The organism is Xanthomonas bonasiae (assembly GCF_014836395.1).
Classification (GTDB): domain Bacteria; phylum Pseudomonadota; class Gammaproteobacteria; order Xanthomonadales; family Xanthomonadaceae; genus Xanthomonas_A; species Xanthomonas_A bonasiae.
The window spans coordinates 71,693-82,656 of sequence record NZ_JACSQX010000005.1; the positions used below are offsets into that span (position 1 = coordinate 71,693).

Genomic DNA, 10,964 nt, shown 5'->3' on the forward strand with positions numbered 1-10,964 from the left:
GGGTTGCGATCGAAAAATCCGTTTCCGCTCAACCGCCGCGGCAATGCGCGGGCAGGTAGCGGTCGTCCAGCTCGGAACTGCATTTCCAGGCCGAAGCCCGCTCATCGTAGTCCAGCCACAGCGCCTTGCCATCCAGCTTGGCGTTGCCGGGCGCGTGCAGGGTGGCTTCCAGGCCGCAATGGCCGTTGTCGAAACGGCCGATCCGCACCTGTGCGACGAATTCGCTGGCGTAGCTCTCGGCGGTGCCGAAGCCGGGATCGCCGTTGACCGGGCAGCGCCCCTGCTGCATGGCGAAGCCGGAGATCCGGGACTTCAGCGGGGTGACGCTGCCGATCGCCAGTGTGGCCTTGGTGCGCAGCGTGTAGTCCTGATACGCGGGCAAGGCGATGGCGGCGAGAATCCCGATCATCGCCAGCAGCACCGCGCCGACCACGACCGCGATGATCGCGCCGATGCCGCAGCCGGACAGGCCGTTGCGTGGAGCCGCGGCGGGGATGGTCGGAGTGGCGCTCGCCGCTGGTGGCAGCGGTGGCGGGGGCGGCGGTGCTGTCGCTGACAGGCCGAGTTCGTCGGCAAGCGCGTGCAGCGGCCGCCATTCCGGCATGCCTTCGCGCCAGACCAGGGTACTGCGCTCCAGCAGCCCGTCGCGCAGGCGTTCCAGCAACGTGGCGGTGCTCAGCGGGCCGTGCCGCTGGCGCGCCGCGTCGGCGTAGTACCAGGCGCTCAGGACCGGTTCCTCGTGCATCCGTGCATGGCCCGTCAGTGCCTCAGTGCACCGGCTCCGGCTCGTCGACGAACATCTGCGTTTCCATCCACGCGTAGGCCGCCTCGGCGCCGGGCTGGTTGAACAGCACCATCAGCACCACCCATTTCAGGTCGTCCAGGTCCAGTTCGTCCTGGTCCAGCGCCATCGCACGGTCCAGCACCAGCTCGCGCTGGTCGCTGTCGAGGATGCCGTGCTGTTCCAAGAACAGCAGGAAGCCGCGGCATTCCACGTCGAGCTTGTCCAGCTCCGGGCCATGGTAGATGCGGATCGGGCCGTCGATGCGCGGCTGCGGCACGGCCGGCCGCTGGTCGGCCAGGGCATCGAGCCAGTCGAACGCCTTGCTGATTTCGGTGGGGCTGAAGCCAGCCTGGATCAGGCCATTCTGGAGGGAGTCGCGATCGCGGACCGGGTCCGCATCCTCGCTGAAATAATGTTCGAACAGGTACAGCAGGACATCCAGAATGCTCTCTTTCATTGCCCCTCGGCCTGCGTCGCTAGACGCTGTGGAGGTGAAGAAACTAGGGTTTGCGGGTGTAACGACCTCGTTCGACCGCCACGTAGCCATCCAGTTCCATGGCCAGCAGCATGGAGGAGGCCGCCGCGGCCGTCAATCCGGTGCGTGCGATCACTGAATCCATACAGGTAGGGTCGTGGCCCAGCGCCTGCCACAAGCGCTGGTAGTTCGGATCGGGGAAGGACGGCATGGCGCCGGGGTGGTCGGCGATCCTCTCAGTGGGGGCGCGCAGGCGCCCGCGCAAGGCGTCGGCCAGTTCCGCGGCCAGCGGCGCGACCCCGGCCAGCACCTCCTCGGCGTTCTCCACCAGCCCGGCGCCGTCGCGGATCAGCCGATGGCAGCCGCGCGCCAGCGGGTTGTGGATCGAGCCGGGCAGCGCGAACACCTCGCGCCCGGCCTCGGCCGCCAGGCGCGCGGTGATCAGCGCGCCGGAGCGGGTGGCGGCCTCGATCACCAGGGTGGCCAGGGTCAGTCCGGCGATGATCCGGTTGCGGGCGGGGAAGTGGCTGGGCCGCGCCGGGGTGCCGGGCGGATGCTCGCTGACCACCGCGCCGCGCGCGGCGATGCGCTCGCGCAGGGCGGCATGCTGGCGCGGGTAGGCCAGGTCCGCGCCGTCGCCGACCACCGCCACGGTCAGTCCGTCCTGGCGCGACAGCGCCGCCGCGTGCGCGGCGGCATCGACTCCGGCGGCCATGCCGCTGGTCACCGCCAGCCCGGACGTGGCCAGCGCCAGGGCGAAGCGATACGCATTGTCGCGGCCGCCGGCGCTGGGCGCGCGGCTGCCGACCACCGCCACCGCCGGATGCCACAGCGCCGCCGGGTCGCCTTCCAGGTACAGCGCCAGCGGCGGGTTGGGGCTGCGCAGCAGCAGCGCCGGATAGTCGGGGTCGTGGCAGCCGAGCAGGTGCCGGCGCGGCTGCGCCAGCCAGGCCAGCGCGGCGTCCATCGCGGCGCGGTCGGGCTGCCGCAGTGCCGCGCTCTGCGCCGGATCCAGCCCCGCCGCCTGCCAGGCCGCCGCGCCGGCGGCCAGCGCGGCGGCAGGGCTGCCGTGTCGCTCAAGCAGGCGCCTGCGCGGGGCGCTGGCGCCGCCGGCCAGCGACAGCGCCAGCAATGCGGGGTCGGGACTGGAGTGTGCGTGGTCGGTGGGCAGGGCGGACATGGGCCCCAGGCTAGGCCGCAAACGCAGACGGCGCCCTCGGGCGCCGTCTGTTGCGGATGTAGGACTTGCCCGCGTGCGCGGGTCAGCGCGCGTCCGGGTGCTTCACGTCGTAGCCGATCCGGGTCGGCTTGACGCCGTCCATCACCAGCGCGTAGCTGACCTTGTCGAAGGTGCGGAACACCATCGCGTGCGCGGCGTATTCGTCGGGCAAGGCCACCGAGCCGCGGCCGCCGGTGAAGCCGTCGTCGGCGCGCGAGGTGTTCGGGCGCTGCACGCGGTCGTTGACCCGGGTGCCATGCCGCCACAGCGACACCACCGTGCCGTTGTCGATGCCCTCGCGGCTGCCGCCGGAGATCGCGATCACGTCGCGCGGACCGGCGGCGCTGAACGCGTCGGCCACCGCCAGCACCCGCAGCCCGGCCTCGAGCGCCTGCGCCGAGGGCGGATGCGGCACGAACTGCAGGTCGTAGGGCTGCGCCTGGACCGCGATCAGGCGGTCGCCGGCGCGCACTTCGCGGGCGCTGTCCTGCAGCAGCAGGGTGGTGGCCTGGCTATCGTCGGCGGAAACGCGGGTGACGGTACCGATATTGACCTGGGCCAGCTCGTAGCCCAGCGTCTCGCGGCGCTTGTTGTCCGGCGCCACGAAGGTCTGCCACAGGTTGCCGGTGCCCGGGGTGCTGCGTCCCTCGTTGTTCAGGTCGTCGCTGAGCCTGGGCAGTTCGTAGCGCAGGGTCGGCCGTACCACCGCGTAGCGCTGCCCGACCTGCGCGTCGCCGAGCCCGGTCGCGTAGACCACCTGGCCGATGGTGGCGCGCAGCCGGTTGTCCTCGAAGCCCACCACGTAGGGCAGCTCGTCGATGCTGTCGGCCACGCGCAGGTTCTTCAGGAACGGCTCGACGTCGGACAGCGGGATCGCGTCGATCGGCGCGTCCTGGCGCGGGCCCGGCTTGACCGTGGCGCGCGCCACCCGGTCCAGGTAGGCCAGGCTGAGCACGTCGCCGGGGTAGATCAGATGCGGGTTCTGCACCTGCGGGTTGGCCTGCCAGATTTCCGGCCACAGCCACGGCTTGCCGAGGAAGCGCCCGGCGATGTCCCACAGCGTGTCGCCCTTGCGCACCACGTAGGTGTCAGGGTGTTCGGCAGCCATGCTCGCGGAAGCGGCATAGGTCGCTACGGTAAGCATCGCCACGGCGACGACCGTACGGAGTCGTTTGAACATGAGTGCGGAGCCTGATTCCCCAACAGGTCCGCGCACTATAGTCCAGAACCCTGGGCGCGGCGCAAGCGTTCGCGCCAGAACGGGGTAGAATTGCCACGTCTTGCCGAATTTTCCGGCGCCCCCATCTGGGTACCGCTATGGCCCTGCTTCCCATCCTCGAATTCCCCGATCCCCGCCTGCGCACCAAGGCGGTGCCGGTCGACCCTGCCGACGTGACCGCGCCGGCGTTCCAGCGCCTGCTCGACGACATGTTCGAGACCATGTACGAGGCCCCCGGCATCGGCCTGGCCGCGAGCCAGGTGGACGTGCACCAGCGCTTCATGGTCATCGACGTCAGCGAGGAGAAGAACACCCCGCAGGTGTTCATCAACCCGCAGATCGTGCAGCGCGACGGCGAGCAGGTGTACCAGGAAGGCTGCCTGTCGGTGCCCGGCATCTATGCCGACGTGACCCGTGCCGACAGCATCGTCGTGCGCTACCTGGACCGCCACGGCCAGCCGCAGGAACTGTCCGCCGACGGCGTGCTGGCGGTGTGCGTGCAGCACGAGATGGACCACCTGGACGGCAAGCTGTTCGTCGACTACCTCTCCCCGCTCAAGCGCGAGATGGTGCGCAAGAAGCTGGCCAAGGCGCGCAAGCACGTGGCCTGAAGGCCGGGATTCGGGATTGGAGATTGGGGATTCGTAAGCGCGAGTCGGATTCCCTTCCGGTCGCCGAACCCTGCCGTTGCGAATCCCTAATTCCCAATCCCGAATCCCCGCCCAATGAAAATCGTCTTCGCCGGTACGCCGGACTTCGCCGTGCCGTCGTTGCGCGCGGCCGCGCAGCGCCATGAAGTGGTCGCGGTCTATACCCAGCCGGACCGGCCCGCCGGGCGCGGCCGCGGGCTGACGCCGTCGCCGGTGAAGCTGGAGGCGGTCGCGCGCGGCATTCCGGTGCTGCAGCCGGAGACCTTGCGCTCGCCGGAGGCGCTGCAGACTCTGCGCGCGCTGCAGCCGGACCTGATGGTGGTAGTGGCCTACGGCCTGATCCTGCCCAAGGCGGTGCTGGCGATCCCGACCCATGGCTGCTGGAACGTGCACGCCTCGCTGCTGCCGCGCTGGCGCGGCGCCGCGCCGATCCAGCGCGCGATCGAGGCCGGCGACAGCGAAACCGGGGTGTGCCTGATGCAGATGGAAGCGGGCCTGGACACCGGCCCGGTGCTGATGTCGCAGCGCACCCCGATCGGCGACAGCGAGACCGGCGGGCAGCTGCACGACCGGCTGGCCGCGCTCGGCGCGCAGGTGCTGGCCGACGGCCTGGGCCTGCTGCGCGCCGGCATCCGCCCGGTGCCGCAGCCGCAGCCGGACGCCGGCGTCACCTACGCGCACAAGCTGGACAAGGCGCAGGCGCGGCTGGACTGGCAGCAGCCGGCGGCGCAGCTGGCGCTGCGGGTGCGTGCGTTCAATCCGTGGCCGGTCACCGAAGCGGTGCTGGCCGGCGAGCGCGTGCGCATCCACGGCGCGGTGGCGCTGGAGCTGGCGCATGCGCAGCCGCCGGGCACGGTGCTGGCCGCCTCCAGGCAAGGCATCGACATCGCCTGCGGCCAGGGCGCGTTGCGCCTGCGCGTGCTGCAGCGCGAAGGCGGCAAGGCGATCACCGCGGCCGACTACCTCAATGCCCGGCGCGACCTGCCGGTGCTGGCCTGAACCAGCGCGACCGCCCATGACGCAGACGCCTGCCGCGCCGCCTGCCGCCGCGCCGCCGCCGCCGCCGCCGGGCGTTGCGCCCCGCGTCGTCGCCGCCCGCGTACTGAGCGCGGTGATCGACCGCGGCCGTTCGCTGAAGGCCGAGCTGGCCACCGCGCTGCCGGCGCTGCCCGATCCGCGCGACCGTGCCCTGGTCGAGGCGATCTGCTTCGCCGTGCTGCGCCGGCGCCCGGCCTACGAGGCCGCGCTGCGGCTGTGGCTGCAGAAGCAGCTGCCGCAGCGCGACGCCGAACTGCGCACGCTGCTGATGGCCGGCTTCGCCCAGCTCGACGTGCTGGGGTTGGCGCCGCACGCGGCGCTGTCGGCGACGGTGGAGGCGGCACGGGCGCTGGACCGGCCGCGCCAGGCCGGCATGGTCAACGCCTTGCTGCGCCGCGCGCTGCGCGATGGGCTGCCGGCGGTGGCCGCCGACGCCGGCTGGCCGCTGTGGCTGCGCGATGCGCTGCACGCCGACTGGCCGGAACAGGCCGAAGCGATCTTCGCCGCCAGCCAGCAGGCGGCGCCGCTGTGGCTGCGGGTGAACCGCCAGCGCAGCACGCGCGACGCCTATCTGCAGCAGCTGGCCGACGCCGGCATCGCCGCGCAGGCGGCACCGGACCTGGCCGATGCGATCCGCCTGGCCGAATCGGTGGCGATGAGCGCCTTGCCCGGCTTCGCCGAGGGCTGGGTGTCGGTGCAGGACGGCTCGGCGCAGCAGGTCGCCGACGTGCTGGCGCCGGCGCCGGGCGCGCGGGTGCTCGATGCGTGCGCCGCGCCAGGCGGCAAGTCCGCGCATCTGCTCGAGCGCGACCCGACGCTGCGCCTGACCGCGCTGGACGTGGACCCGCGGCGCCTGGCGCGGGTGCGCGAGACCTTCGACCGCACCGGTGCCGGCGCGCAGGCGCTGCTGCAGGCGGCCGATGCGGCGCAGCCGGACAGCTGGTGGGATGGCGAGGCGTTCGATGCGGTGCTGCTCGACGCGCCGTGCTCGGCCACCGGCATCGTGCGCCGCCAGCCCGACGTGCTGCTGCACCGGCGGCGCGAGGACGTGGTCGCGCTGCAGGCGCTGCAGGCGCGGTTGCTGGATGCCGGCTGGCAGGTGCTGCGGCCGGGCGGGGCGCTGGTCTATGCCACCTGTTCGCTGCTGAAGGACGAGAACGCGCGCCAGCTGCAGGCGTTCCTGGCGCGGACCGCCGACGCCATGGCCGAGGATCCCGGCGCCGCCTGCGGCCACGCGTCCGGCGGCGGCCGCCAGCGCCTGCCCGGCGAGCAGGACCGCGACGGGTTCTTCTATGCGCGGCTGCGCAAGACGGCGTGAACCGGCCCCGGTATCATCCCGTCCCATGCTGAAGACCCGCGCGTCCCGAGAATTCTGGTTGCTGGCCCTGCTTGCGCTGCTGGTGCTCGGCGCGGGCCTCGGCCTGCGCGATCCGCACCCGGCCGACGAGCCGCGCTTCGCGCTGGTCGCCAAGCAGATGGTGGACAGCGGCAACTGGCTGTTCCCGCACCGCGGCACCGAGCTGTACTCGGACAAGCCGCCGATGCTGATGTGGCTGCAGGCGTCGTTCTACACGTTGTTCGGCAACTGGCGGGTGGCGTTCCTGCTGCCGTCGCTGCTGGCCGGGCTGGGCACGCTGGCCTGCGTCTACGACCTGGGCCGGCGCCTGTGGACGCGCCGGGTCGGCATGTATGCGGCGTATGCGCTGCTGTTCGCATTCCACTTCACCTACCAGGCGAAGAAGGCGCAGATCGATCCGCTGGTGGTGTTCTACATCACCCTGGCCAACTACGGCCTGTTGCGCCACGTGCTGCGCGGACCCGACTGGCGGATGTGGGCGCTGGGCTGGTTCGCCGCCGGCCTGGGCACGATCACCAAGGGCGTGGGCGCGCTGGCGCTGCTGATGCTGCTGCCGGCCGCGGCGGCATCGCTGGCGCAGTGGCGCGGGGTCAGGATCGGCGCGCGCAATCCGCGCTTCTGGCTGGGGCCGCTGGCGTTCCTGGGCGCGGTGTCGATCTGGCTGGTGCCGATGGTGACCACGGCGCTGTCGGCGCACCAGCCCGAATACCGCGCCTACCTCGACGACATCCTGTTCCGGCAGACCGCCGGGCGCTACGCCAGGTCCTGGGATCACCCGCACGGGCCGTTCTACTTCTTCGGGGTGATGCCGAGCATGTGGCTGCCGCTGCTGCTGGCCTTGCCGTGGGCGATCCCGGCCTGGGCGCGGCGCCTGCGCCGGCGCGATCCGCGCTACCTGCTGCCGCTGGCGTGGTGGGCGCTGATCGTACTGTTCTTCTCCATTCCCACCGGCAAGCGCGACGTCTACATCCTGCCGGCGCTGCCGATGCTGTGCCTGGCGATGGCGCCGCTGATCCCGGGGCTGCTGCGCAAGACCGGGGTCAAGCGCCTGCTGTTGGCGTTCACCGTGGTGCTGACCGTGGCGCTGGGCGGCGTCGGCGCGGCGATCCTGGCCGGGCACGGGTTCCGCGCGCAGATGATGGAGCAGCGCGGCGTCGATCTGCAGACCGTGCAGGCGCTGGCCTGGATCCTGTTGGCGCTCGGCCTGTGGGGCGTGGCCAGCCTGGCGGTGTTCGCGCGGCGGCGTCCGGAGCTGGCGATGGTGTCCACGCTGAGCATGCTGTGGGTGCTGGTGGGGCTGCTGGTGTATCCGCTGATCAATACGTCCAGCTCCGCGCGCGGGGTGATGGAGGCGGCCGGCCGCCGCATCGGGCCGGACGCGGAACTGGGCCTGGTGGCCTGGAAGGAACAGAACCTGCTGATGGCCGACCGCGCCGCGACCACCTTCGGTTTCGTGGTGCCGTGGGACGAGCAGTTGCGCCGCGGCGTGGCCTGGCAGGCGCAGGCGCCGCAGCGGCGCTGGCTGCTGGTGCAGGAGGCGGCGATGCTCGGCTGCGTCGATCGCCGCGCCAGCACCCTGGCCGGCGTATCCAACCGCCGCAACTGGTGGCTGGTGCCGGCCGCCGCCGTGCACGGCCGTTGCACGGTCACCACCGGCGACCGCGACCGCTTGCGCGAGCAGGACAAGGACCGCTTCGAGTGAGCCGCGGCCGCGCCTGCTTCGGTCTCGATCTGGGCGCCGCGCGGGCGGGAGGCGTGGCATGCCGCTGCGCCTGATCCGGGTCATCAGCCGCGACAACGGCGGCGGCCTGAGCCGCGACCTGCAGGTGGTCGCCGAGGCGCTGCGCAGCAGCGGCCGCTATCGGGTGGAGGTGCTCGGCTTCGGCACCGTGCGTTTGGCCAACCACCTGCGCGAACTGCGCCTGGCCCTGCGCAGCCTGTTGCGCGGCCGCGCCGACCTGCAGATTTTCCTGGAGCGGGTCTATCCGCGCTGCCTGGGCGCCGGCAGGCGCAATGTGCTGGTTCCCAATCCGGAGTGGTTCCGTCGCAAGTGGCTGCGCTGGCTGCCGCGTTTCCAACGGGTCTTGTGCAAGACCTGGCAGGCAGAGCAGCTTTTTTCCGCACAGGGTCCGGCGACCACCTTCATCGGTTTCTGCAGCGACGACTGCTACCGCCCGGAGGTACCGCGCGAGCGCGCCTGCCTGCATGTGGCCGGGCGCAGTTCGGCCAAGGGCACCGCGGTGCTGCTGCAGACCTGGGCGCGGCACCCGGAATGGCCGCGGCTGACGGTGGTGCAGAGCGCGAAGAAATCGCGCCCGATCGATGCCGAGAACATCGACTACCTGACCGGCTACCTGGACCAGCATGAACTGCGCCGGCTGCAGAACGCGCATCGCTTCCACCTGTGCCCGTCCGAGGTCGAGGGCTTCGGCCACTACATCATGGAAGCGCTGAGCGTCGGTGCGGTGGTGATCACCACCAACGGCGCGCCGATGAACGAACTGGTGACCGCCGAGCGCGGCGTGCTGATCGAGCCGGTCGGCGAGCGCGAGGACAATTTCGGCGTGCGCTACCGCATCGACGCGGCCGGCATCGAGCGGGCCATGGCGCAGGCTCTGGCCCTGGCGCCGATGCAATGCGATGCGCTGGGCACTGCCGCGCGCACGTTCTTCGAGTCGCGCCAGCAGGAGTTCGGCGAGCGCCTGCAGGCGGTGGTGGCCGATCTGCTCGGCGATGCGCCGCCGCCGGCCACGTCGGCGCCGGCGGGGACCGGCCGCGTGCAGGTCAGGTCGGGTTAGGGGTCGTACTTGGATCATCGCCCCCCACCGTCCCCCCGTCCGTTCTCGCCTAGATGACCGAAGAAGCCCCGTCGCACCATGCTGCGCGGCCGCCGGCCGCATCCCATCGCCACCGGTTGGCCGAGTGGGGCGCCGCGCTGGGCCTGCTGTGCCTGCCGGCCCTGGTGGTCAGCATGCCGGGCGGGCTGCTGCCGTTCGGCCTGCTGTTGCTGGCGAGCAGCCTGCTGGTGCTGGGCCGCATGCGCCGCGCCGCGTCCGGCCTGCAGCCCTCGCTGCGCTGGCTGACCGTGCTGGCGCTGCTGGTGATCGTGCTGTCGGTGTTCTCCCTGCTGTACTTCGGCCAGGCGCTGAAGGACATCGACAACCGCACCCGCTTCCTGGTGCTGCCCTGGACCGCGCTGTGGGTCTACGCGCTGCGCCCACCGCGGCAGGGGCTGTGGTGGGGCGCGCTGCTGGGCATCTTCGCCACCCTGGTGCTGGCGATCGTGCAGGTGCTGCAGGGCCAGCCGCGTGCCGAGGGCTGGACCAACGCGATCGTGCTCGCCGACGTGGTGCTGGTGCTGCTGGTGGTGGCGGTGTTTTGCCGCCCGCCCGGGCGCTGGCCATGGACGCTGGTGGCGCTCGCCGCCGGCTGCGCCACCATCCTGCTCACGGGTAGCCGCGGCGTGTGGTTGGGCATGTTGCTGCTGCTGGTCGCCACCGCGCTGTGCGTGCGCTGGCGCAGCGGCGTCATGCGCCTGGCGATCCTGGGCGCGATCGCGGCGCTGGCGGCGACCCTGGTGCTGAGCGTGCCGGCGCTGACCCGGCAGACCCGCCTGGCCGAACTGCACCACGACGTGCAGCGCTACGAGCGCGGCGACAGCGATTCCTCGGCCGGGGCGCGCATCGAACGGCTGCAGGTGGCGGCGGCGACCTTCGTCGAGCATCCGCTGGTCGGGGTCGGCGTGGGCCGTTTCGACAACGCGATGCTGCGCCTGCCCGATTGCCGCAGCAAGACCTGGGTGGAGCGCTGCCATCTGGGCCATGCGCACAACGACCTGGCCGAATGGAGCGCGACCCAGGGCCTGCCCGGCACCGTGCTGATCCTGCTGGTCTACGGCGTGCCGCTGTGGCTGCTGCTGCGCCTGTACCGGCGACGGCCGCGACGCGAGTTCCATGGCCCGGCCGCGACCGGGATCATGGTGGTGGCCGCCTACATCCTGTGCGGCATGACCCAGTCGATGTTCGCGCATCAGGTCACCACCGGCTTCTACGTGTCCCTGGTCGGCGTGCTGATCGGGCTGGCCGCCTGCGATGCGCAGGCGCCGCGCGTGCGTGCCGGCGCCGCTGAAGGCGCTGCCGGAAGCCGGTAGACTGCCGATCCCGCACCGCCGACCGGCGCGGCGCCGTCCGCGCCGCCGCCGCTGAAGTCGGCGCATATCTGG

The 10,964-nt window shown here is 71.9% G+C and carries 10 protein-coding genes; 6 read left to right on the top strand and 4 right to left on the bottom strand.

Annotated features, from left to right (window positions below):
* Window positions 1-28: 28 nt before the first annotated feature.
* The 4 genes from H9658_RS09245 to H9658_RS09260 all read right to left on the bottom strand — a co-directional run bounded on the left by H9658_RS09245 (window position 29) and on the right by H9658_RS09260 (window position 3,658).
* On the bottom strand, window positions 29-745 hold the full coding sequence (locus H9658_RS09245; protein WP_406848116.1) for a pilin: 717 nt from the start codon (window positions 743-745) through the stop codon (window positions 29-31).
* A gap of 22 nt (window positions 746-767) precedes the next feature.
* On the bottom strand, window positions 768-1,241 hold the full coding sequence (locus H9658_RS09250; RefSeq protein ID WP_003470396.1) for a DUF494 family protein: 474 nt from the start codon (window positions 1,239-1,241) through the stop codon (window positions 768-770).
* A 43-nt stretch (window positions 1,242-1,284) separates the two neighbouring features.
* Window positions 1,285-2,439 (bottom strand): DNA-processing protein DprA, encoded by a 1,155-nt coding sequence (gene dprA / locus H9658_RS09255; protein WP_191825132.1) that lies wholly within the window; start codon window positions 2,437-2,439, stop codon window positions 1,285-1,287.
* Between the two features lie 82 nt (window positions 2,440-2,521).
* The gene (locus H9658_RS09260) at window positions 2,522-3,658 is read right to left on the bottom strand and encodes a LysM peptidoglycan-binding domain-containing protein (protein WP_191825133.1); all 1,137 of its coding nucleotides are present in this window, start codon (window positions 3,656-3,658) and stop codon (window positions 2,522-2,524) included.
* 137 nt (window positions 3,659-3,795) lie between these two features.
* On the opposite strand from H9658_RS09260, the gene def reads away from it, so the two are divergent.
* The 6 genes from def (at window position 3,796) to H9658_RS09290 (ending at window position 10,892) form a co-directional block, all read left to right on the top strand.
* On the top strand, window positions 3,796-4,308 hold the full coding sequence (gene def, locus H9658_RS09265; RefSeq protein WP_179567704.1) for a peptide deformylase: 513 nt from the start codon (window positions 3,796-3,798) through the stop codon (window positions 4,306-4,308).
* A 114-nt stretch (window positions 4,309-4,422) separates the two neighbouring features.
* On the top strand, window positions 4,423-5,346 hold the full coding sequence (gene fmt, locus H9658_RS09270; protein WP_191825134.1) for a methionyl-tRNA formyltransferase: 924 nt from the start codon (window positions 4,423-4,425) through the stop codon (window positions 5,344-5,346).
* A gap of 16 nt (window positions 5,347-5,362) precedes the next feature.
* Window positions 5,363-6,703, top strand: coding sequence for a 16S rRNA (cytosine(967)-C(5))-methyltransferase RsmB (gene rsmB, locus H9658_RS09275; protein ID WP_191825135.1), 1,341 nt, complete (start codon window positions 5,363-5,365; stop codon window positions 6,701-6,703).
* A gap of 25 nt (window positions 6,704-6,728) precedes the next feature.
* A complete protein-coding gene (locus H9658_RS09280) occupies window positions 6,729-8,444 on the top strand; it encodes an ArnT family glycosyltransferase (protein WP_191825136.1) in 1,716 nt (571 codons plus the stop codon).
* Window positions 8,445-8,502: 58 nt separating this feature from the next.
* The gene (locus tag H9658_RS09285) at window positions 8,503-9,540 is read left to right on the top strand and encodes a glycosyltransferase (protein WP_179567697.1); all 1,038 of its coding nucleotides are present in this window, start codon (window positions 8,503-8,505) and stop codon (window positions 9,538-9,540) included.
* 53 nt (window positions 9,541-9,593) lie between these two features.
* The gene (locus H9658_RS09290; protein ID WP_191825137.1) at window positions 9,594-10,892 is read left to right on the top strand and encodes an O-antigen ligase family protein; all 1,299 of its coding nucleotides are present in this window, start codon (window positions 9,594-9,596) and stop codon (window positions 10,890-10,892) included.
* Window positions 10,893-10,964 lie beyond the last annotated feature (72 nt).